This window comes from Limnobaculum zhutongyuii, assembly GCF_004295645.1.
In the GTDB taxonomy this organism is placed as follows: domain Bacteria; phylum Pseudomonadota; class Gammaproteobacteria; order Enterobacterales; family Enterobacteriaceae; genus Limnobaculum; species Limnobaculum zhutongyuii.
Map to the genome: position 1 here is coordinate 2,063,936 of NZ_CP034752.1, position 23,611 is coordinate 2,087,546.

The 23,611-nt window shown below is 43.5% G+C and carries 17 protein-coding genes; 6 read left to right on the forward strand and 11 right to left on the reverse strand.

From position 1 onward, the window contains the following. The first annotated feature begins 4 nt into the window (after positions 1–4). Complete coding sequence (locus tag EKN56_RS09085; RefSeq protein ID WP_130591484.1) at positions 5–2,041, forward strand: FUSC family protein; 2,037 nt, start codon at positions 5–7, stop codon at positions 2,039–2,041. 55 nt (positions 2,042–2,096) lie between these two features. Here the strand turns inward: EKN56_RS09085 and EKN56_RS09090 are convergent, their stop codons facing one another. The 7 genes from EKN56_RS09090 to EKN56_RS09120 form a co-directional block, all read right to left on the reverse strand. Next, positions 2,097–3,392 carry an MFS transporter gene (locus EKN56_RS09090; RefSeq protein WP_130591485.1) on the reverse strand — a complete coding sequence of 432 codons (1,296 nt, stop codon included), beginning with the start codon at positions 3,390–3,392 and terminating at the stop codon, positions 2,097–2,099. Between the two features lie 84 nt (positions 3,393–3,476). Then, positions 3,477–4,682 carry an L-rhamnonate dehydratase gene (gene rhmD / locus EKN56_RS09095; protein WP_130591486.1) on the reverse strand — a complete coding sequence of 402 codons (1,206 nt, stop codon included), beginning with the start codon at positions 4,680–4,682 and terminating at the stop codon, positions 3,477–3,479. A 17-nt stretch (positions 4,683–4,699) separates the two neighbouring features. Then, complete coding sequence (locus EKN56_RS09100; protein ID WP_130591487.1) at positions 4,700–5,602, reverse strand: dihydrodipicolinate synthase family protein; 903 nt, start codon at positions 5,600–5,602, stop codon at positions 4,700–4,702. Between the two features lie 15 nt (positions 5,603–5,617). Next, a complete protein-coding gene (locus tag EKN56_RS09105) occupies positions 5,618–6,388 on the reverse strand; it encodes an IclR family transcriptional regulator (RefSeq protein WP_246020020.1) in 771 nt (256 codons plus the stop codon). A 282-nt stretch (positions 6,389–6,670) separates the two neighbouring features. Then, complete coding sequence (locus tag EKN56_RS09110) at positions 6,671–9,541, reverse strand: autotransporter outer membrane beta-barrel domain-containing protein (RefSeq protein WP_407656540.1); 2,871 nt, start codon at positions 9,539–9,541, stop codon at positions 6,671–6,673. 706 nt (positions 9,542–10,247) lie between these two features. Continuing rightward, complete coding sequence (locus EKN56_RS09115) at positions 10,248–11,090, reverse strand: class I SAM-dependent methyltransferase (RefSeq protein ID WP_130591488.1); 843 nt, start codon at positions 11,088–11,090, stop codon at positions 10,248–10,250. 24 nt (positions 11,091–11,114) lie between these two features. Next, positions 11,115–12,086 (reverse strand): P1 family peptidase, encoded by a 972-nt coding sequence (locus tag EKN56_RS09120; protein ID WP_130591489.1) that lies wholly within the window; start codon positions 12,084–12,086, stop codon positions 11,115–11,117. Positions 12,087–12,299: 213 nt separating this feature from the next. Here EKN56_RS09120 and agp point away from each other — a divergent pair, with 213 nt between their 5' ends. From agp to EKN56_RS09140, 4 genes are all read left to right on the forward strand, one after another. After that, a complete protein-coding gene (gene agp, locus EKN56_RS09125; RefSeq protein ID WP_130591490.1) occupies positions 12,300–13,589 on the forward strand; it encodes a bifunctional glucose-1-phosphatase/inositol phosphatase in 1,290 nt (429 codons plus the stop codon). 192 nt (positions 13,590–13,781) lie between these two features. Further along, positions 13,782–14,249: a hypothetical protein gene (locus EKN56_RS09130; protein WP_130591491.1), complete on the forward strand. Its 468-nt coding sequence runs from the start codon at positions 13,782–13,784 to the stop codon at positions 14,247–14,249. A gap of 338 nt (positions 14,250–14,587) precedes the next feature. Beyond that, complete coding sequence (locus EKN56_RS09135) at positions 14,588–14,914, forward strand: YggL family protein (protein WP_130591492.1); 327 nt, start codon at positions 14,588–14,590, stop codon at positions 14,912–14,914. 324 nt (positions 14,915–15,238) lie between these two features. Further along, positions 15,239–16,891 (forward strand): putative transporter, encoded by a 1,653-nt coding sequence (locus EKN56_RS09140; protein ID WP_130591493.1) that lies wholly within the window; start codon positions 15,239–15,241, stop codon positions 16,889–16,891. Positions 16,892–16,980: 89 nt separating this feature from the next. Here EKN56_RS09140 and EKN56_RS09145 read toward each other — a convergent pair whose 3' ends face one another. Both EKN56_RS09145 and EKN56_RS09150 read right to left on the reverse strand, forming a co-directional pair. Beyond that, entirely contained in the window at positions 16,981–17,466 is a 486-nt protein-coding gene (locus tag EKN56_RS09145) for a GNAT family N-acetyltransferase (RefSeq protein ID WP_130593652.1), read from the reverse strand. Positions 17,467–17,499: 33 nt separating this feature from the next. Continuing rightward, positions 17,500–18,690, reverse strand: a complete 1,191-nt coding sequence (locus EKN56_RS09150) for a 5'-nucleotidase (protein WP_130591494.1) — start codon at positions 18,688–18,690, stop codon at positions 17,500–17,502. Positions 18,691–19,151: 461 nt separating this feature from the next. Here EKN56_RS09150 and EKN56_RS09155 point away from each other — a divergent pair, with 461 nt between their 5' ends. Next, on the forward strand, positions 19,152–19,946 hold the full coding sequence (locus tag EKN56_RS09155) for a sulfite exporter TauE/SafE family protein (protein WP_130593653.1): 795 nt from the start codon (positions 19,152–19,154) through the stop codon (positions 19,944–19,946). 1,104 nt (positions 19,947–21,050) lie between these two features. Here the strand turns inward: EKN56_RS09155 and rtcA are convergent. Next, a complete protein-coding gene (gene rtcA / locus EKN56_RS09160; protein WP_130591495.1) occupies positions 21,051–22,076 on the reverse strand; it encodes an RNA 3'-terminal phosphate cyclase in 1,026 nt (341 codons plus the stop codon). Between the two features lie 41 nt (positions 22,077–22,117). Continuing rightward, positions 22,118–23,341: an RtcB family protein gene (locus EKN56_RS09165; RefSeq protein ID WP_130591496.1), complete on the reverse strand. Its 1,224-nt coding sequence runs from the start codon at positions 23,339–23,341 to the stop codon at positions 22,118–22,120. Between the last annotated feature and the right edge of the window lie 270 nt (positions 23,342–23,611).

Genomic DNA, 23,611 nt, shown 5'->3' on the forward strand with positions numbered 1-23,611 from the left:
AGGTGTGAACATATCCTGGCTTGAATGGAAAAATACCCCCTGGAGGAAAGCGACTCAAGCACAGTGGCGTTATGCCTTACGTAATGCTATTGCCATGTGTCTGGCGCTTGGCGTTGCCTTTTTGCTGGATTTAGATGCTCCTTATTGGGCCATGACCTCCGCTGCGGTTGTCAGCTTTCCGACTATCGGTGGCGTTATCAGTAAAAGCGTTGGACGTATTCTGGGCAGCCTGCTGGGCGCTCTGGCCTCAATGCTCATTGCAGGCACATGTCTTAACGACCCCTGGCTATTTACTTTTGCCATTGCTGGCTGGTTATCCTTATGTACCTATATATCTAACCATTACCAGAACAATGTCTCATATGCTTTTGCTCTGGCTGGTTATACCGCGGCCATTATTACCTTCTCTCTGACGGACAGTACCGACTCTCTTCAGGTTTTTGATACCACCCAGGCCCGCGTATGTGAGGTCGTTACCGGGATTATCTGCGGTGCTGTCATGATGATGATTTTACCCAGTACTTCTGATGGTTCCACACTGCTGGACTCACTGAAAAAAATGCATAGCCGCCTGTTGGAACACGCGGAAAGCCTATGGCAGGCTGAAATTACCCCTCAAATACGAACCTCTCATGAAGGTATCATTAGCCAAATTCTGACCATGAACGTATTGAGAATTCAGGCGGTCTGGAGCCACTATCGCCTGCGTCGGCGGAATAATATTCTTAACTATATGCTGCACCAGCAATTGCGTCTTACCAGTGTCATTTCCGGTATTCGTCGTTTAATGATCAACTGGCCGGATCGACCTGAAAACCTGTCTGAAGTCCTGCATCGTTTACTTGCCGAGCTTGGTAAGCCCGATACTAATAAGTATCGTCTGGCCAGGATTTTGCAGGAAATCTATCCCACAGATGATAGTGACTTTCGCCATCGCACAGTCTGGTTACGATTGCGGCATTTTTGCTGGATCTATTTACAATCCAGCCGTTGGTTGCTTCGTCTGGAAGCTTCTGCTCCGGATAGTGACCTGCAACCACCTAAAGTCAAAAGTATCGCTCAGCATACCGATTCTACCGAAGCAGCTTATAATGCATTAAGAACGTTTTTATGTATTGTGATCGGCTGTGCCTATTGGATTAATACCCAATGGGATGCGGGCGCATCCGCATTAACGTTAACGGCTATCAGCTGTGTGCTCTATTCTGCCACGCCCTCGCCCATCAATAGCGTAATGACGTTGATTAAGGCCATCGTACTGCTTTCCATTGCCTGCTATATGGTTAAGTTTGGCCTGATGATTCAAATCGATGACTTCTGGGTATTTTGCGCCTTTTTACTTCCGGTATTGCTCACCATGCAGATGCTAAAGTTGCAGCATCCTCGTTATGCGTCGCTTTGGGGACAACTCATCGTTTTTATGGGGTCGTTCTTAACCATTACCAATCCACCAGATTATGACTTTAGCCGTTATATTAATGATGACTTTGGCAAACTGGCCGGGGTTATTCTTGCCGGTGCGGCTTTTCAAATATTAAGGCCAAGTTCTGATAAGGTGAAAAGTCGCCGAATTATTCGGGCGTTACGCCGTGACTTTATGGGACAGCTGAGTCAAAAACCTTCTCAAACCGAGAGCTATTTTGAGTCCATGGTTTATCATCGCATCAGTCAGTTAATCCAAAGCAAAGACGAGCAGGTTCGCATTTGGGTACTACGTTGGGGCGTTGTTTTGCTTAACTGTAGCCATGTTGTATGGCAACTGCGTGAATGGGAAGCTCGTTCAGATCCGTTAGTCGTGGTACGGGAAGTTTGTATTCGCTGTTTAAAAGGCATCATGACGGAAAAAGGCGTTCAACAACGCTCACTGGAAGTTGCATTAGAAGAGTTACTAAAAATGAGTACCGTTCTTTCCCGCCATCATGAGGCCTCTGCCAGAGAATTAGCGGGATTGATTTGGCGTCTTTACTGCTCCCTGTCTCAACTACAACAAGCCACCAGCGGTATGCCCGGCACTCTATCGGAACAAACTAAACCGGTCTGATAGTAAAAAAATAAGCCCCGAAAATCGGGGCTTATTCTTCCTCAACAAGAAATTATCACTTAACGTCAGCAACAACTCCCGTCGTGGCGTCGGCAACTTTGTCTTTCTTCAGCGCCATAATCACTATAGCCCCGACAACAGTCAGTACCGCTAATGTCAGCAAACCTGCCATTGAGTTATTCATTACCGTTTCAGCTTTAACCCGAATTAACGGCGCCAGGAAACCACCGATAGCGCCAAACATATTGACGAACCCGATCCCTGCGGCCAATGCCACACCCGATAACATACTGGTTGGCATCGTCCAATACACTGGTTGCACTGCAATAAAACCTGCGGCAGCAAAACACAGCGCAATAATAGCTACGACCGGTGAAGCAAATGCAGACACGCCGATACCAATACCGGCAACTGCCAGCGTAAGCGCTGCCAGATTGCGACGGTTTCCTGTTCTGTCTGAATAACGAGGAATGTAGTAAGTCCCGAACATCGCTGCAATCCATGGAATAGCGGCCACCATGGAAGCCTTAAAGCCCACAGTAGTCCCCATCAATGCTGCAACCTGTGTTGGCAGGAAGAAAATCAGGCCGTATACGCTAATTTGAATCAACATATAGATAATAGCCAGATGCCACACCTGCACATTCTTAACCGCATCCATCAGTCTTGAGGTTTGTTTCTTCGACTCTTCACTAGATATCTGATCGATTAACGCCTTTTTCTCCTCAGCAGTCAGAAAACGCGCTTTTTCCAGATTGTCATCCAAATACCAGAAGGTCCAGAAACCAGCCATAACGGCCAGAACCCCTTCAATCATAAACATCCAAAACCAGCCCGGATGCCCGCCAAAACCGTGCATTTCCAATAGTGCACCAGACAGCGGTGAACCAAGTGTTAATGCCAGCGGAGCCCCCATATAGAACAGCCCCATAACGCTAGCCCGGGTACGCTGTGGAAACCATTGAGAGGTCAGATAGATCATTCCCGGGAAGAAGCCCGCTTCAGCGGCTCCTAATAACGTACGAACCGTCAGGAATTTCCATTCAGTATCACAAAAGGCCATAGCTGAAGATAAAACGCCCCAGCATAGCGTGGTGATACCAATCCATTTTCTGGCACCAAATTTTTTCATTAACAGATTGGCTGGTGCCCCCAGACAGGCATAAGCAATAAAAAAGATACCTGCGCCCAGCGCATAAGCTTCATTACTTAAACCGGTATCTAACTGATAAGACTGCTTGGCAAAACCAATATTGGCGCGATCCAAAAAGGCCAAAATATACAGCGTCAGCATAAAGGGAACCAGACGCCACCTTGTTTTAGTTACAGCCGTGTTGAGAACCGTAGTCATGACTAGATCCTTAATGATATATAGTTTGATATTGCCTGCCGTCTAATCGGCAGGCTTATTATTTAATTAACGGCTAATCAAATATCAGTGCGTGTAAGGGCGAGTTAAGTTACACGCCGGATTCAACTCAACACCGAAACCTGGTTTATCCAGTACTGATTTATGCATACGCCCGTTAACCGGTACCGGCTCATTCAGCAGGATTGGGTCAAACTGCGGACGCATGGTTGAACAATCCGGGCTGGTCATCAGGAACTCACTGAACGGCGTATTGGTAAATGTAATAACCGCATGATGTGAGTAAACAGAAGAGCCATGTGGAACCACCAGTTGACCACGTGATTTAGCGATGGCGGCAATTTCCAGTAATGTGGTTAAACCACCACACCAGCCAACGTCTGGCTGCATGATGTCAATACCCGTTTCCGATAAGGTACGGAACGATTGCAATGTACCGTGGTGTTCTCCAGAGGTAACCAACATTCCCGGAGGAGCATTACGCTTCAGCTCGGCATATCCTTCATATTGTTGCGGTGGCAAGCACTCTTCAATCCATTTCAGATTGTATGGTGCACAAGCATGGGCCAGTTTAGTGGCATAATTCACGTCCTGACTCATCCAGCAGTCCAGCATCAGCCAGAAATCAGGGCCGCACTTCTCACGCATATCAGCAACCATCGCCGCATCTTTGCGAATGCCCGCATCACCATCATGTGGCCCCCAATGGGTCGGCATTTTTCCACCGATGAAACCCAGTCCTTTTGCCAGATCGGGACGAGCTCCGGTAGCGTAAAACTGAATTTCATCGCGTACAGCACCACCCAGAAGCTTATATACCGGCAGATCAACCACTTTCCCGAACAGATCCCATAACGCCAGATCGACACAGGAGATAGTATTCATTACCAGACCGCCAGAGCCAGAATAGTACATGGTGGCGTTCATCATTTGATCGTTAATCAACTTGATATCCGACACGCATTTTCCTTCAATAAAGCGGTTGAGGTGCTTTTCTACAATAAAACATCCCATTTCACCGCCGGTTGAAACGGCAAATCCCTTCACACCGTTTTCAGCTTCGACTTCGACAATCAGTGTCCCCAGCACGTTAATCCCAAATGACTGACGGGATTGCTCATACTGCTTATATTTACTCATTGGTGTAGCAATATGATCGTCAATCCAGTGTTTGTCTCCCTGGTCATGATAATCAGCTCCGCCAGAACCTTTCTCTGCGGTCGCTCCACCCATAAAATAGGCTCTAACCTGTTTGATTTTAGGTAAGTTCATGGTTATCCTCTGTTTCGCTAGTTGGCAATATTTAGAAGTTGTTGCAGGGCTTTCTCTAGTTTATTTTTTATTGAGTTAGCCTTTTCTTTTACTGAATCAACTTGTGGGAATGGTGTTTCTCCCATGTTGAATCCCCTTATTTCCATTCCCAGTTTGTAACCCAGTGGGAACGGTAATGAAGACAGCATCATCATGACGGGCAGTGCAGCCATTTGTAATTGATGAGCCTGTTGATCTTTTCCTTCCATCGTCAGGCGATATATTTTCACCATAACTTCAGGTAAGACACCGGCCGTTGCCGTCATACAGCCTTTACCACCGGCTTTTAGTGACGGATAAAGAAACTCTTCACGCCCAGTCAACACATTAAACTGTGGATTGACCTCACCGCAGAGCGAAAGCATCTGCATAAATTCAACGGCATTGCCTCCCGAGTCTTTAATACCCACTACGTTTGGTAACTGTGCCAGCTCAGCAACCATTGCTGGTGTAATCGCATCGGCAAAGAATGGAATGTTATACAGACATACCGGTAGCGAAGTGCTCTCGATAATCTGTTTCATGGTGGTAACAATCACCTCTGAAGAATGGCGATAAAAAACCGGTGGCATTAAAACCAAACCCGCAGCACCCTTTTCTTTAGCAAATTTCCCCAGCGCAATGCTTTCCTGTGCCGTACTGGCAGGTATACCGCACCATACCGGAACTCGTCCGGCGGCCTGATCGATAACCGTTTCCATCAGCGCACACTTCTGTTCAAACGACATCAAGCCTGATTCTCCAACCGAACTCACAGGGAATAATCCGGTTAATCCTGCTTCAATTTGAAAATCAACAATTTTTCTAAGCTCCGCTAAATCAGGTACCCCATTCTTCCACGGAGTCAGCATCGCGCTATAAATACCAGAAGGTCGAATCATGACTATTTTTGCTCCTTACTTGTGACTATGGCCCAGCTCTTTGGAAATCAGCTCTGCTGCATGCATTACTCTTTCCGCTAACATCTGCAAATTGTTTTCATTAACTTGCAAAGTGGTTCCTACCGCTGATATCGCGGCAATAATCTTGTTGGATGAATCAAATATCGGAGCGGAAATACACTGGATATTCAACAGGTCTTCCTGATTGTCAAAGCTCCAGCCCCGCTGCCGAATAAGAGCCAGCTCATTCACCAGCTCTTCTTCAGAGGTTAAGGTGTAAGGTGTGACGACCTTGAACTCAATGGCGGAAATCAAGGCTTTTTGCCGCTCGGCACTTATCCAGGCTAATAAACATTTACCCAAGGCGGAGCTATATAACGAGAGGCGCTTCCCTTCCCATGAGCGCACCTGAATAGTACTTTTGGAGTCTACTTTCAGCAGATAGATAGGATCGTTGTCATCCAGAATACCTAAATGACAAACTAACCCAGTCTCCAGCATTAATTGAGTAAGATAGTCTTTAGCGATACGACGCAGGTCCAATTGTTCAACAGAGCGGCTGCCCAGCTCCATCAATTTCAGCCCTAAACGTAGAGAGCCATCTTCGCTTTGCGCCAGTAACCGAAGATTTCTCAGCTCGTCAATCATTAGATAGAGCGAGCTTTTTGGCAGCGCAAGATTGGTTGCAATATCCGTTACCGAGCAATGTCCATTTTCTGCAACAAAATTGAGAATATCGATCGCTCTGGTCAGTGCGGGTACTTTCGATTTTTTGTCAATTTCCATTATATTGGAACTCATTCTTCTATATTAGACTTCATATTTATCACGTCTAACCGGGCAAACAATAACCAAATTGCCAATTTGTGATACTCATCTCACGGCATATTATTTATCCAACTTTCTTGCATTAAATATTCCAATATGATGGAAAAAATCAGCCAATAATGAATGAAATACAATGGGTTGGAAAAACTAAAAAACGGAATGGCGAAACCCAAAGTGGGTTTTTGAAGGCAAAAAAAAGCAGCGAATAAATCGCTGCCTTTTATACAATATAAATAATGATTAGAAGCTAAAGCGATAACCACCGTTAATCTGACGCTGGTTAAACTTATTGCCGCTGGCGCTATCCAGATCCAGATACAGAGTATGCTGCTTATTTATCTGGGCGCTGACGCCAACACCATTATTCCACCAGTTGCCTTTAAAGGTATGTTCTTCCAGAGAACCATTCAAACGATAGTTCGCATCCCCGGAGAATTCACGTAGATAGCCGGTTTTAACATAAACATTAAGCGCATTATTACCACTTAATACTTCATAACCCACAACGGTTCCGGCGCGTCCAATCATTGATTCATAGCTACCAAGATCAACCATCAGCCCATTAGCTGCTTTGATTCTGGTGGCGTCCTGATGGCTATAAGTGAACTGCAACTGAGGTTCGATATAAAAACCATTCCCCGGTTGGTTCAAACTAAATTTCTGACCAGACTCCAGTGAGAAACTTACACCATCGGAACTACCGCTACCGTTAACATGGTTATTCTGGCTATCAAGCACATCAAACTGATTCTTCAGGCGAGAGTATTTTGCCACGCCATCAAAATACAATCCCGAAGGTGCCATATAGCTGGCATAGAGCCCCATATGGCTCGATTCTACTGTACCATCGCCGCTGGTATAGTTTGGACTACCCCGCGTTTGCCCCATAAACGTACCAATAAACAGTGGTAGCTCCTGAGAGATACGCTTGTCTACCCCAATCTGTACCCCACTGTAATCCATATCAAAACGGCTCAGTTTTGCACCAGAAAAAGAGTCAAATTTACCGGCATAACCCCTTAGCCACATGTCACCATGCTCATTGTTTTGTCGCAAATCCCCCATACGTTGCAGCAGGGTTTGCATCTCTGCATAATTCAGCAGATAACCCACGTTCAGGAAATTAGCACCGGCATCAGCCGTAGTGGTTATTTCCGGATCGGGATTAGGTGCCGGATTTGGATCCGGATCGGGTTGCGGTTCTGGCTCAGGCTGCGGCTCAGGTTCTGGTGGAGGAACATAAACACCTGAGGAGTAAAGCTCCCAGTTATTTCCCGCTTTACGCACATCATACAGATAACCGCCCAGTTCTACCTGAGATGAATTGGTAAAGGTCGCCTGACCATCCGAGGTTTCCACTACGGTTAAGACTTCATTACCGGTGGTCGCCAGACTACCGCGATTAAGAATAGTCAGTGTATGGTCACCGCTACTGCTGCCGGTAACGACCAGTTTATCACCAGAGTTATTGACGCCATCGCCATCACCTACGATATCCGTTCGCATAATAAAGTTGCCGTTGCCACTTAACTGCTTAACCGTGAGTAAAGAACCGGTTTTATCTTCAGCAAAATCAACGGTACTGTTATTCAGCGCCAGATTATCCAGATTAGAATCAGCAATCATATTCCAGCGGCTATCCGTCATGGTGATATTCAGAGCACCACCATTAACGCCATCACTGTAGGCTTGTCCCGTCCAGCGCGAACCAGAAGCCATATTGATATTGATCAGGCCTCCACGAGAAAGAATACCGCCATCAATAGTCATCTTTCCTGAAGCATTAATCCGGCTGGCTGCATAACCATCATTATGCTGAGTGGCTATTGCCATATCCAATGGATTAGCCATAGTAATGGTGGTATTTCCCGTTAAGTCAATTTGACTGTTGGTCATGGCATAAACACCACGCGTTGCCGCAGCACCGTTAACCGTCAAATCATCAGCCGTTATTACACCACCACTCAGTGTCCAAAGCCCCAATCCCAATGCGCCCCGGCGGTCAATAGTGACATCGGTATTATATAAATGAATAGCAGAGCCAGTACCTTGCGCTGAAGCACCATAGGAACCACCAGAAAAAATGGTATTACGGGCTGATTCGGTACCAGTGAAATCGATAATGGCACCATTGCCGGAAGCAACGATTCCACCTGCTAATTCTGATGAAATATGGCTGTTAGCACCAACAGTAACAGTACCACCTTCACGGGTTTCAATACCGATACTGTCAGCGCCTGTTGCATTGATGGTTAATGCATCCGCTGTAATCACCCCCCAGTTCCATATACCTGTGGCATAGTTTCCGGCGGTGTTAATCGTACTGCCCTGACCTAAGTCAATGACAGAATTTTTCTGAGCGTTGATACCATAGGCGCTATAGCCCTGGGTATTAATAGTGAGTTCAGTGGCTTTGAAACGGGCTGGTCCATTAGCAGCATTTCCATTGGCACCAAAAATATACAGGCCAACGCTACCTCGACCATTGATAGTTATGGAACTTCCTCTGCCAAGATCCACCGACGTTCCCTGATTATCCACACCTACGCCAACACCATTGCCGCCTTTAGTCTCGATGGATAATGCATCGGCTTTCAGCGTTGAAGCACCACCAACACGAAGACCATAAGCTTGTGCATCATTGGTCCCCTCAACGGTAATTTTGCTACCGGTACCTAAATCGATATTGTTTTTACTACCACCAATATCAATACCGGTACTGGTCAAGCCCTTACTGTTTACTGTTAAGCGATTTGCCGTCAGCGTTGAGTTAGTACCATCAACAATAATTCCTTTAGCCTGACCCGTTGATTTTTCTGCGGTAATGGTGACATCGTTCGCCAGGTTAATCGAAGCCTGCGTGCTATAACGGTTCAAAACACCATAAAGCGTACTGTTGTTTTCAAGGTCAGCTCTGAGGTTATCACCATCATTCAGTACTATCGTTTGCGAAGATTGACTGCCAATATCCTGTGACAGTACAAACGGTGGGAAGAACAGTACACTAACACTCAGTAAGCCGCTCATGGCCAACTGATTCTGTAAGATACTTTTTGAGATTTTACCGGAGAACTTTCCCTGATATTCCTTTTTATACAAAGACCTATCCATACTAATCCATCCTACTCCATTAAATACTAACAACATCCTTTAATGAATAAGCTATGTTATTCATTTTATTGGGACTTATATCTATTGACATTAAAAAAACACATTAAGTTTTCATCATCATTCACAATGAAATGTATAAAATCATTCCCTTATGAAGTTAATCAGGTGAAGAACCCCAAAACAAAGAAAGCATTTCAAACCCATTAACTAATACCTAAAACACTCTTTAAGGAATTATTTATTACCGTAGAAAGGTAATGTTAATTGAATGAAACAACAAATCGTTATTATCAAACAAACCCACAACATTTGATAGATAAATACTATCACATTGAATTATTCGATCGATATTATCGATCTAACTATTTTTTTTGATATAATTCCAGATGGAATTCATGTAAAAAAACAAAACAATCAATTGATTTATAATAATAAAAAATATTTAAACTATTAATTTTTCAAGAAACGATTTGAGGTAGTGACCTCTGATGAAATGATTGAAAAGAAATGGCTTACTGCTGAAAAATAGAGGGTGCAAAAATCAAACAACCCTTTAATAATGGATAATTAACCAAATAAAAAACTTATAAATAAAAAATAAAAAAAACTAATCAAGTAAAATTGTAATAAATTATTTACTGTGCCGTTTTATTTAAGTAAGCATAAAAATGAAATCACAAATTTATGCTTACTCACACGCTAATAACTACTTGCGACCAACATAGACGACCAGCTTATCGGTAAACATCTCCCCTACAGGCCATTGTTCAGGCATCAACTGACTGGTAGCCTTTAAACCACAGTGTTCGAACATAGACAGATATTGAGATTCAGTATAAGCCTGCATCGTTGCACCATATTCCATAACATCCGCCAATTGTGCATCAATAATCAGATAACGCGTGGTCGCGGTAGCTTGCTGTTTGTCCCAATAATTTTCCTGCAATAACAAATGAGGATTGGTGGAGAAAAGCCCGGTTTCATGGCTCTGCCATGATGATAAACTTTCGCCCTGTCGACGAACTTCATCGTAGGTATGAACTTCAATCACCAAAATACCATCGTGGCTCAATAACGATGAGGCGTTAGTCAAAATCTGTTCGGCATCAGAGGGAGTGAACACATTAAACTCACCAAAAGTCAGCATAACCAGATCAAATTTTTGTTCTGACTGATAATCACGAATATCCGCTAACACATACTCAATATTCATTTGCTGCTTTTTGGCCTGCTCAGTAGCATAAGCTATCGATGCGGGAGAAAAATCGACGCCCACACAGTGATAACCTAACTTAGCTAACATCCCGGTGTACAGCCCGGGGCCACAACCGAGATCCAATATTTTCGCCCGTTTGTCGGGTAATTGCTGTGAAATCCACTCAACCTGCTGTTGAATTACCACTAAACGACGGCTGGCCCAGTCATGTTGTTGCGACAAATGATTTTCTAACATTCGTTGACTAAATGCCGGATCGTTCCAGGGAATTTTGTCGCCAGACCCCCAAGGCAAAGCAGGAACAGAACGACAAGTGATATCCAATAAATTCATTAATTAACGCTTCCTTTATCTTTATTATTCTTTATTTAAATCCCGCCATGCAGGAACCCCAAGCGCACCTTCAGCCGCTTTCACCCCGTTTACCACCGCTCGGGCGACCACCTCTGCGGCTAAAGTACCTAACAGATTGACTGAAACATCAACACCGCTGGTCGCCAGTGCAAATAATGTATCCCCATCACTCATGGTATGAACAGGATAGATAGTCCGGGCCAGCCCGTCATGACTCATCTGGGCAATTTTGGTCATTTGGGTTTTATTCATATTGGCATTACAGGCAACGATGCCAATAGTGGTGTTGGTCCCTACCGGACCCGGATCGGTCACATTCTGTAGCATTAAAGAAAGCATATCCTGAACTCGCCCCTGACCATCGTAGCTTCCCGCAAGAACCTGTTGAGTGTCAGGGTCCCGAATTTCACCAACGGCATTGACCACCACCATAGCGCCTACCACTAATCCATTTGAGAGGGTTATTGAAGCGCTGCCTAATCCCCCTTTCATTCGCCATCGCTCGCCAACCAGCTTCCCTACCGTTGCCCCGGTACCGGCGCCAATATTTCCATCAGGGAATCTACTTTTACTGGCGCTTTGCGCCGCCAGGTAGCCCATATCCGCATCGGGTCGAACGTTTGCATCACCAAATGAGAGATCGAATATCACTGCCGCCGGCACAATGGGTACCACGCCAACACCAACATCGAAACCTATTTGTTGCTGTTCCAGATATTTCATCACGCCCGTTGCAGCATCCAGACCATAAGCGCTACCACCCGTGAGCAGTAAAGCATGTATCTTATCCACCGCATTAACTGCACTCAGTAGGTCCGTCTCGCGGGTACCGGGAGCAGACCCTCGCACATCGACACCACATACTGAAGGATGCTCCGGTATGACTACACTACATCCCGTCATTGACGTCATATCATGCTGATGGCCTACTTTCACTCCGGGCACATCAATGATGGAACCATTGGCATTAAACATAGATTTCTCTTTGCAGACGATAACATTATTAATGCATCCGAAGAGGCCATCTGGCCTGCTCAAATGAGGAATACAGAGTTGGACTGTTAAATTGCAACACATTTTCTGTTCGGATGAAATAATTTCAACTTCTTTGTGATCAATAACCAACACATTATTGGTTTTTCACAGGTAAACTATCGCTCCCTTTCATATCAATATATGGATATTGTCATGATAAAAAAATTCAACTACCGAACGTTGCTATGTGGTCTGCTGATATCTCTTCCTTGTTTGCCTGCTGTATCAGCTACGCCTGAAGGATATCAACTGGAACAGGTCGTTTTATTCAGCCGTCATGGCCTGCGCGCCCCTTTAGCTAACTCCGGCAGTGTGCTTGCAATATCAACACCAAAAAGCTGGCCTGAATGGGAGACTAAAGGCGGTCATCTCACTTCTAAGGGGGGTATTCTGGAAAGCTATTTTGGTGAATATGTGAACTCCTGGTTAACGCAGGAAAAACTGTTTAATAAGGACACCTGTCCTCTGGCAAAAGATACCTTTATCTATGCTAACAGCCTGCAAAGAACGCTGGCGACCGCTCAATATTTTACTCTGGGGGCATTTCCCGGATGTGATGTGAAGATTTTCCATCAGGCTGAGCTGGGAGTGATGGATCCAAACTTTAACCCCATTATTCACGATGGCTCTGATGCATTTAAACAGTCTGCACTTGCGGCAATGAATACAGAAGCCAGCGCTGATGGATTAACGGGTTTAAATCGGGAATTAAAGCCGTCTTATGACTTACTGAGTAAAATTACCGATTATAAAAATGGTAGTGTCTGCCTGACCGATAAGCGCTGTGACTTAAACAGTGAACCGGCCGAATTTACCGTAGAGAAAGATAAAGAACCTGGCGTGAGTGGTCCTCTGCGCATTGGCACCTCCATTTCTGATGCGTTCATTCTGCAATATTATGAGGGTTTCCCGGCACAGGACATTGCCTGGGGTGCCATACAGTCAGACAGTGAATGGAAAATGCTGGCTAACATTAAAGACCGCTATGGTGAAGTACTGTTCGGCTCACCGTTAGTGGCCAAAGATGTTTCTGCACCGCTGATTAAATATATTAATGCTATCTTTACTCAAGATGTGATGCGCCAGCCGGCAAAATTTAACCTCTTGGTTGGTCATGACTCTAATGTCTTCTCTTTACTTTCAGTATTAAAGATTAAGCCATATCAACTACCCGGCCAATTCGAGAAAACACCTATTGGTGGAAAAATTGTTTTTGAACGCTGGAAAGATAAGGCTACAGATAAAAATTTAATGAAGATTGAATATATTTATCAAACCAGAGAACAAATTCGTCGCGGCGATAAATTAACCTTAAATCATCCCCCTAAGCGAGTAGTATTGGAGATGGCTGATTGCCCTGTCGACACCAATGGTTTCTGCTCTTTTGAAGACTTTTCTAAAGTACTCAATGCATTGCAGGACGCCGCACCAAAAACCGAATAGCGCTCATTCATTATCCGGCAATCACTTCGTGATTCACGTGTTGATTGCTATTCAGCAATCAACATTTTAATCTGTTCAGATATTTTTTATATTTTTGTGATAACCACTAAATTATTTACTGGTCAGCTAATAAACCACTTACCAAATATAATTTATACTCATCTCATAATATCTTACTGACAGTAACTCACTATGCTGAAAAACATGATAGGCGCTTTGGTTGTTATGCTTGGTATTTCCTTCTCTCCTGTCATTAATGCACAGGAAGTGCCTGCTACAGAGAGCCACTACCAGTTTGATCAACATTCAGATTTCACCATTTTCTGGCATGACTTACAGCTTGCTGTAAGTACTCAGGATAAAGAGGCCGTCGCTAAAATGATGAACTTTCCATTTAGCGATTACGAGCACTCTCCAATGATTTTTCAAAATGAAGCGGAATTTCTTTCTCAATATGATGAACTCTTCGATGTTGAAATGGTGAAGTTGATTAAAACCAATCAATATCGTCAGGGAGATGCAGACCAAAGTCAGGTTCTTGATGCCGTAAGCCCCGAAGGTTATATCATTGAGCATGAGAACAGTGACAATGGTTACAATCTGGTGATTGAACCGGTAGATGGTGTTTACAAACTGGTACGTATCGCTTTCTATTCATAACGCTTGATATCAAAATAACTAAGGGAGATAGCCACTATGCTCCCTTTAGTGCTTTCCACTTGTTGGTTTTCTACATTAACTTGCATAACCATTAAACTCAGTCTTAACTCATTAATGTACTCACTCAACATGGGAAAACATCATGAGCCACGATCAGAAGAAAAAACCACTAAAAACGCCGGAAGAAAAACGTCGCGAAAAGCATGAAAAAAAACATCCTCATGAAGAGGATAAGAAAAAGTAGCTTTAGTTTGATATATTCGGCCTCATTCTCTGACTGACTGGACGCTATCACCACATCCGAGTAAGATTCCTTTTTTCTTTCAGAGGATGAACCCATGGCTCAACAGCGCAGTCGTCGTTTACGTAAAAAATTACATCTGGATGAGTTTCAGGAAATTGGTTTTACCGTTAACTGGAATTTCGCTCAGGGTACCGATCTCGATACCATTGACGCTTTTATTAATCGCATGATTAAAGAAGTCATTGAGCCTAATGGTCTTGGTTTTGGTGGCAGCGGTTATTTAGACTGGGAAGGTATTATCTGCCTGCAGAAAGTCGGAAGCTGCACCGAAGAGCACCGTACCCTGATTGCTAACTGGTTAACACAAAACGGCATGGAAAATGTCGAAACCAGTGAGCTGTACGATATCTGGTGGGAATAACTGTCCACCATTTATCTTAAGGCAACACCGTCTGGCGGTTAATGTAGTCGCCAGACTTTTTTATTTTCGTTGTTTTATTTTGCTCCCTGATCGTTGAATTTTATTCATTTATTTCCTCTTTCCTGAATCGTTTCGTGCAAATGCCATTATTATGATAAATATCAATTTTTATCGTGGCTAATTCCTTCATTTCGCCGAGCCAGTCACAATTTTAATATCGCTTTTCTCTATGATGAGTTTGTCTGTATCTGAACCAGACTGGCGATACAAAACAAAAATGATTAACCGACAAGAGCTATAAGCACCTGTGCAAGGATGGTTATAATGAGTGATATTGCCCTGACAGTCAGCCTGTTAGCGCTGGTTGCCGTACTCGGCTTATGGATTGGCAACTGGAAAATCCGCGGCGTTGGGTTAGGCATTGGTGGTGTGCTATTTGGCGGCATCATTGTGGGTCACTTCGCCCATACTTACCATATTGAACTTGACGAAAACATGCTGCATTTCGTGCAGGAATTCGGCCTGATTCTGTTTGTTTATACGATTGGTATTCAGGTTGGCCCTGGTTTCTTCTCCTCATTACGCCGCTCCGGATTACGTTTAAATGGCTTTGCTTTCTTACTGGTGATCCTCAGCTGTTTTGTAACCGCCGGATTACATAAACTGTTCGATATTCCTTTACCGATTATCTTAGGTATCTTCTCTGGTGCGGTCACCAATACCCCTTCTCTCGGTGCCGGACAGCAGGTATTAACCGATCTTCATGCCAATGGCGTATTGGTTAATCAAATGGGTATGGCCTATGCAATGGCCTATCCTTTTGGGATTTGCGGCATTTTGCTGGTGATGTGGATTATTCGGTTAGCCTTCAAAATTAGTGTCGATCAGTCAGCAAAAGAGTTCGATAACCAGACAGGGGCTTCTGCGGATAATCTGCAAACCATTAACGTAGAAGTCTGCAACACCAATCTGAACGGTTTGCAGCTGCAAGATATCCCGATTATTAACGGCGACACTATTATTTGTTCCCGATTGAAACGAGACAATGTACTGATGGTGCCTTCAGCATCTACCCAAATACAGCTCGGGGATTTACTGCATCTGGTTGGTGACAGGCAATTGCTTAATCAGGCCAAACTGCTGATTGGTAATGAGGTGGATGTTGCTCTCTCTACCCGAACCAGCGATCTGAAAATGGCGCGGGTGGTAGTAACCAGCGAAAAAGTCATGGGTAAGAGGATTGGCGATTTAAATCTGCATCGTTATGACGTAGTGATTACCCGTCTTAACCGTGCAGGTGTCGAACTAATGGCGGGACGTAGCCTCTCATTGCATTTTGGCGATATTCTTAATCTGGTCGGCAAACCCTCATCCATTGATATTGTGGCTGATATCGTTGGTAATGCGCAGCAGCGCCTGCAACAGGTACAGATGTTGCCGGTATTCATCGGTATTGGCCTTGGCGTCTTGCTGGGTTCTATTCCGCTGTTTATTCCCGGTTTTCCTGCTGCTTTACGTCTTGGGCTGGCCGGTGGGCCGCTGGTTATTGCGTTGATTCTTGGTCGAATCGGTACTCTGGGGAAAATGCACTGGTTTATGCCCCCTAGTGCTAACCTGGCCTTACGTGAACTGGGAATTGTATTATTCTTATCCGTGGTTGGATTTAAATCCGGCGCCAGTTTTATTAATACTCTGCTCAATGGCGACGGCATTGTCTGGATGGGATATGGCGCACTGATCACCATTATTCCTTTGTTGATTGTAGGCCTGCTGGCCTACACTGTTGCAAAAATGAATTATCTGGTTATTTGCGGATTGCTGGCCGGTTCTATGACCGATCCGCCGGCACTGGCTTTTGCCAACGGCATGCATCCTACCAGCGGCGCTGCTGCTCTTGCTTATGCGACGGTATACCCGTTAGCCATGTTTCTAAGAATTATGTCACCACAGATTCTGGCACTGATGTTCTGGATTTAAACAGAGCGCTCTGAAAATTAGTGATAAACTAAAAGGGCATCCTGTAATGGGATGCCCTTTTCACATCAAACTAACGAATTGCTTTGTGTTTAACTCAGCGTCTTCTGCCAGAAAACGGCTTTTCCCATTTGCGGATCCAGCTCATAACCTGAAAAACCGAATTTACTGTAACTGCCTTTAGCGACATCATTACCCTCAAGCACTTCCAGCGTCATCTTGCAGCAACCTTTCTCCCGGGCAACTTGTTCCACTTTTGCCATCATTTTCTGGCTTAGCCCCAATCCTCTAAATGATGGACTAACCACCACATCATGGATATTCACCAGAGGTTTGGCTGCAAACGTTGAAAAACCGAGAAAACAGTTAATCAAGCCCGCAGGTTTATTGTCGACATAGGCCAACACGGTAAAAGCATGAGGTAACCTGGCTAACTCTCCCAACAGGCTTGCTTTTACCGATGGTGCTAACGCTTCCCCACCGCCCATTGGGTCTTGAGCATACCCATCCAGTAACATCAACAAATCATTTCCCTGAGCGGGATTCTGGTAGTCAGCAATAACAATATCAACATTCATCACTAAAAGCGGGTCCGATATCATCAAACAATCTTATTCTGCATCAGCAGGTTTCTTGCGAATAAACTTGTTGAGTAAATTACTTAAATCTTCTGGCGGAGCAGGACTCAGGCATTCATCTAAAGAAACGCCCAGCTCTTTACCCTCTTTTTTCTTTTCTTCCGTCGTCAGCTTTTCATCGTCTTCGTCTTCATCATCTTCATCGTTTTCCACGACTACCGAAGGTTTCTTCTCGGTTGCTTCTTTCACTTCTGCTTTTGATGTTTCAGACTTTTTTACCTCTTCCGACGCCTCCGTCTCTTTTTCTTCTACCACTGATGTCTCAACTTGATTGCTATACATGACTTTAGCGTAAGGCATATCCAATTCAGAGGCATCTTGCTGAGAATCCTGACTATCAAAGAAAATATGTGGTTTGAACGCTTTAAGGAAGCGAGACTTCTGTAAGCCACCCAAGAAGAAAATATCATTAATATAGATACCCCAATGTTTCAGTGTATCAATCATGGTCATTTCAGCCGGATCGCTGGAGCTGTTTTGAGAGGTAATCAATGCAACCCGTAACGGTGAGTGATCCAGACTTTCAGAGATGCGTTCTTGCACTTTCGATAATTTGATCAGCAAGTTGGCATGCGGGCCTGGATTAATTGATGTTTCGGACTTACCGTCAGTGATCGCATTAAAAATCCCTGCGTCACCATCAAATGCAAATCTGAGCTGAGGCAATGCAGTTTGTGCAATGGTCTTTTTCGGTGCATATACCAAAGCAGTAGCGCACTGATTGTTCTCCATTACCCGCTTAGCTTCTTGCGTGTCTGTTGTCAGGAACAGGTCAATATAGTATGCATCAAGATAATCGCTAATTGATTCACCAGAAGTAAAAGCCGAACGGGAAATATTTAATCCACGTTTCTTAATCTCTTTTAATACACGGTAGCCTACTTCTGGGGCATTACGAGAGACCACAACAATTTCAACTACCGGACCTTCATCATTGGCTTTTTTATGTTCATTCAAGGCCAGTATAGATTTTACCAGCGGCATACCTGCGCCATCATCTAACGGCTTATCTTCATTTCCACGCAGATAGAGACGAAACTCTTTCATGGCTGAATCAGGATCTTGCTGTAATTTTTCCTGATACATGTCGTTGTCGGCTGATAAATCAAATAGCGCTGTAGCTGAGATACCTATCACCAATGTTTTAGATAGATCGATTGCCATAATATTCTTTTATTTCCCTTTAATATTGTAGATGCCCACCCATCCATAGCATTGATTTCAGACATATGGCCTATTATGGGTAAAGTCACTAACCTTTTTGATTAGTCATTTTTAGCGCTTGATGTCTGTATTAGCTATGTCTGTAATCACGTGTCAATTTAACGTTTGTGCCACCGAAATCAAATTTATTTTTGTTAAAAACCACACGACTGAAATCCAGTATTCATTATTTCTCATTTTTGTTCCAGTCAGGTTGATGAATGTATTCTATTTTTCTCTATTTATTGCACGACAATGGGATTGGTATCTTGTAATAGACACTGATTGCAGGAACTATTCTGAAGTGACTTTAAGCGATTCTTATTATTGTTGTCGAAAGCGACTCATAAGCGTGTTTAAGGATATCTGGAGCGTGGTATGATTGCGATGGAATTTAACGGGAATGACTTATGGTAATGTTACTGGCGCTGTTAGCCAAAGTCTTTATTGGAGCACTGCTGGGCTTGATTATCAGTACTACCGGTGTTGGAGGTGGCGTTCTTATTTTGCCAGTATTGATCTGGTTGTTTGGTATGGACACTTTGACGGCGGTAGCAACCGCCAATCTGATGTCGATGTTAATGAAGATATCTTCAACCGGCGTTCACTTTCGATTAGGTAATATCCCTTTAAAACGTTCGCTGATTATTCTGTCTATTATGTTGCCCAGTACGCTGATTGCCAGTTACGGTATCACACTGCTAGCCAACATTGATGCCTGGCATCAGTATGTTCAACTCAGTATCAATATTTTGATTGTATTGGCTATTGCATTGTCACTTTTTATCTTCTGCACCCAGCTGTTTCATCCTGCCGCCCTGGTTAGTGACGCATCCACAAAAACAATAACACCGACAACCCGTTTTATTCTCCCTGGAATTGCTGCGGGGATCACTATTGGAGCAACGGGCGTCGGCGGTGGTGTTGTGATGTTACCGATTTTAACCAAATATGCCGGGATGAATATCAAACAGGCAATAGGAACTTCGGTATTCGTTACCATGTTGCTTTCGGGTGCTTCTGCGCTGGCGTACGGTCAGGGTGGCTATACTGATTTACATCTGGCAGTCATACTCAGCCTGGGTTCAATACTCTCGATCCCGCTAGCCAAATACCTACTTAAAAATGTTTCAGAACGCGCTTTCCAGCTAATCACCTTTATTTTTATTCTTTGCAGCGCGATGACCATGCTTTATCGCTTACTGATATCACATTAGCCCGTATATTTATCTTAATTGAAATGGATATAGGGTTTCTTCACTGGCTGCATTACTGCCCAACGGTCTCGTACTTCATATATTGACGTACTGATGTCAAAGCAATTTTTAACTCATAGCTTATTCTTTCTGGTGTATAGCCATCGTCCAACATCCGTTTTATTTGTCGTAAGATGTTCTCTTCATAACCCTTATAGATATAACTGGTTTGAAATGTTGTTTTACACGCTTTACAGTAAAATCTGGGATAACCATTTTGGGCTGTCCCGTGCCGGTTAACCGTTTTTGAATCGCCACAGTAATGACAAATTGGTTTAGTCGCTTTCATGTTTTCCTCCAAATAAGAGCCCGCATTAAAGTTTCAACAGGCTCCCTATTTACTTCCAAGTAATAGAGACAGGACTCAAATATTCTGAATTATTGTTTTTTAAGAAAAATAACCACTAATCACAACGAAATATTGTGACGGCGTTTACAAGTAATTATCTAAGCCCATTCCATTTAATAATACATTAGCACATATTACTAATGAGATTTAATATTAAATTGAAAGTAAAATCAAAATAAATCGTTATTATCATTTGATCATTTAAAAAACAATCGAAACCACCAATCAAACATCAAGTTAAATAATTTACACCATATAAATCAATTAATTAAAATAAATCAAAAACATTGTAAATTAGTGATTATTTATAAAACATAAGTCATTATTTATATTTTTAGAGAATTATTAATTTAAAATAATCACATTTAAATCACAAATATAACTTATTAATCAAGATATAAATTAAAAACAAAAAAAGAATGAAAAATTAAATTAAAAAGACAGGTAAAAATAAATATTACCAAAATAAAAACAAAAATATATAAGTAAAACCTTATTTATTTATTTTCATATTAAGGTTGATTGCCAATCAAAATAAGTCATCACTTAAAAACACAAGGCACTACCTTCTTCAAAAGACCATGAAGTCCCCAAAATTAACGCCTAATGTGTTAGCCAATGCTTTTTATTGAAAAAAATAAAGGCACTCCATTACAGGAGTGCCTTTAATCAGAACGTTGTACTATCCACACTACTGGACAGACTTATTTTTAGCATTATTGCTTCTGAATGTTTACTTCGATTCCCTGCTCTATCGATTGAATATCAATACGGCAATTTAAAAACTGACAGATAACTAAAGCATTAGTCGAAAGATGATCGGTTATCTCTGAAGTGGTAAAACATCCTTTCCCCGCGATGGCCATTGGCAACAGCAATTGATCGGCCAAATACTCGCCTACCGCCGCTGATGATTTCAAATAAGCTTGTGCTTCATCACAAGCCTCCTGAGCCACTTTAGCTGCTGCTTTGCCTTTAGTGCCAATGGCACAAAATAGTTCGGTTAAATGTTCAAATTGCAATTTTACCAATAGCGCATTACCAGCACATCTTGCTGAAGATACATCAATCGAGCTTAGCTTTGATTGTTCAACCTTTAACTGCTGTTTTACAATGTTCAATTCTCTGAAGGCAACTGAATCAGGGACATCTGAAATCAACGATTGTGCACCAATATCAATCAACTTACCGCGCTGAGGCAAATGTAACGCTTGCCATTGCTTAACCGGATAAACGACAATCTCAACTTCACCGCCACCTGCCGGATAAAAACCACAGCGATGCACTAATAAGGTTGCTTTCGCCCCCATTCGCTCCATTAATGGCAGCCAAACCTGTTGTAAAAAACTGGTCGATGGTGCCATAGGGTTATGAGTACCACCGCTCAATCTCACCCTACTTTCGCTATGAGCTGACCATAAGGCGGGTAATAGCGTCTGTAACACCAATGCACAACTGCCAGCGCCTCCTAAATCAAACTGATAGTTTCCGGACTTAATTTGACCTGGAATAAACGTCAATTCCGTTGAGTTTAATATTGCACCACTGACCTGTGCATCACAAACCTGCTGTGCTGCCAGAATAGCGGTTAAATGTTGGCGCATAATACCGGGCTTGCTTCGCCCGGCTCTGATATGAGTAAAACGTACGGCTTTACCAGTAATCATCGACAGCGACAATCCGCTGCGGAGAATTTGCCCTCCGCCTTCACCTTTTGAGCCATCAATTTCAATCCATTGCACTTTAGGTTCCTTTTCATTCTTATACCCAGAGCATCAGATGTTTACCCTTTAACGCAAACCACCTGCTTTAAAGTATGAACAATCTCTACCAGCTCTGACTGTGCGGTCATCACTGCATCAATATCTTTATAAGCCATAGGTATCTCATCAATAACATCTGAGTCTTTACGGCATTCAACACCCGCCGTGGCTTTGATCTGATCCTCGATCGAGAAACGACGTTTTGCTTCGGTACGACTCATTGTTCGACCTGCTCCGTGACTGCAGGAACAGAATGCATCCGGGTTACCTTTTCCTCGTACGATAAAAGATCGGGCTCCCATAGAACCGGAAATAATCCCCAATTCACCGGCCTGAGCACTCACCGCACCTTTACGAGTTACCAGTACGTCCTGACCAAAATGCTGTTCTTTCTGTACATAGTTATGATGGCAGTTCACTGCTTCCATCTCTAAAGTAAAGGGCTTAGTGATTACAGTACGAACTGCAGCAATCACGTTATTCATCATCGTTTCACGGTTTAATCGGGCATAACGCTGCGCCCAATCAACGGCAAAAACGTAATCGTTATAATGTTCGCTACCTTCAACCAGATAAGCTAAATCCTGATGCGGTAGGTTTATAAAGTGTCGTTGCATATCTTTTTTCGCCAGTTCAATAAACAGGCTTCCGATAGCATTACCGATACCACGAGAACCGGAGTGCAACATAAACCACACAGCCTGATTCTCATCCAGACAAACTTCGATAAAGTGGTTACCTGTTCCCAAGGTTCCTAAGTGAACCCGATTATTGGTATTTTTCAACTTAGGGTACTTATCAATAATCTGCTTAAAGTCAGGATCTAACTGTAACCATGCACGGTTTACCGTTTCAGGCACATCATTCCATGCTCCTTTATCTCGCTTGGATCGATTAACTTCCCGACCATGCGGTACCGCTCGTTCTATCGCATCTCGCACCGCAGATAAGTTATCCGGTAAATCGCTTGCATGCAGAGATGTTCTCACCGCAATCATCCCACAACCGATATCCACACCTACCGCAGCGGGAATAATCGCCCCTATGGTAGGAATGACAGAGCCAATGGTTGAACCTTTACCCAAATGTACGTCCGGCATCACTGCAATATGTTTAAAGATAAACGGCATTTTGGCCGTGTTCTCTAACTGACGCTTAGCCTCGTCTTCAACCGGAACTCCCTGAGTCCACATTTTAACCGGGCGACCATTCTCAACGTTCATTACCTGAATTGAGGGTTTCATTATTTATCCTTTGTTCTCTTCCATTTCGTTGTTGGTTTTATCATTTCAACAAGTGGTATTTATAAGGTCGGGCGACAAATTTTGGTGAAACATTCACAATGCTCTATCCAACTGAGCTACGGAACCTGGTTAGATTCCGGCGGGAGTTGAACCCGCGACCTTTGTACTTGGATGTAGTTCCACCGGCATTCGCCCTGTATTTAGCTGCGGTAACAAGTATTGTGCGAAACACTCGCTCTACCAGTTTGAGCTATTGCTGATTTCTCAGTA

Excerpts from the sequence above, each read along its gene's own strand:
- EKN56_RS09090 (WP_130591485.1), bottom strand. The coding sequence starts at position 3,392 with ATGACTACGGTTCTCAACACGGCTGTAACTAAAACAAGGTGGCGTCTG.
- rhmD (WP_130591486.1), bottom strand. The coding sequence starts at position 4,682 with ATGAACTTACCTAAAATCAAACAGGTTAGAGCCTATTTTATGGGTGGA.
- EKN56_RS09100 (WP_130591487.1), bottom strand. The coding sequence starts at position 5,602 with ATGATTCGACCTTCTGGTATTTATAGCGCGATGCTGACTCCGTGGAAG.
- EKN56_RS09105 (WP_246020020.1), bottom strand. The coding sequence starts at position 6,388 with ATGGAAATTGACAAAAAATCGAAAGTACCCGCACTGACCAGAGCGATC.
- EKN56_RS09110 (WP_407656540.1), bottom strand. The coding sequence starts at position 9,541 with ATGGATAGGTCTTTGTATAAAAAGGAATATCAGGGAAAGTTCTCCGGT.
- EKN56_RS09115 (WP_130591488.1), bottom strand. The coding sequence starts at position 11,090 with ATGAATTTATTGGATATCACTTGTCGTTCTGTTCCTGCTTTGCCTTGG.
- EKN56_RS09120 (WP_130591489.1), bottom strand. The coding sequence starts at position 12,086 with ATGTTTAATGCCAATGGTTCCATCATTGATGTGCCCGGAGTGAAAGTA.
- agp (WP_130591490.1), top strand. The coding sequence starts at position 12,300 with ATGATAAAAAAATTCAACTACCGAACGTTGCTATGTGGTCTGCTGATA.
- EKN56_RS09130 (WP_130591491.1), top strand. The coding sequence starts at position 13,782 with ATGCTGAAAAACATGATAGGCGCTTTGGTTGTTATGCTTGGTATTTCC.
- EKN56_RS09135 (WP_130591492.1), top strand. The coding sequence starts at position 14,588 with ATGGCTCAACAGCGCAGTCGTCGTTTACGTAAAAAATTACATCTGGAT.
- EKN56_RS09140 (WP_130591493.1), top strand. The coding sequence starts at position 15,239 with ATGAGTGATATTGCCCTGACAGTCAGCCTGTTAGCGCTGGTTGCCGTA.
- EKN56_RS09145 (WP_130593652.1), bottom strand. The coding sequence starts at position 17,466 with ATGAATGTTGATATTGTTATTGCTGACTACCAGAATCCCGCTCAGGGA.
- EKN56_RS09150 (WP_130591494.1), bottom strand. The coding sequence starts at position 18,690 with ATGGCAATCGATCTATCTAAAACATTGGTGATAGGTATCTCAGCTACA.
- EKN56_RS09165 (WP_130591496.1), bottom strand. The coding sequence starts at position 23,341 with ATGAAACCCTCAATTCAGGTAATGAACGTTGAGAATGGTCGCCCGGTT.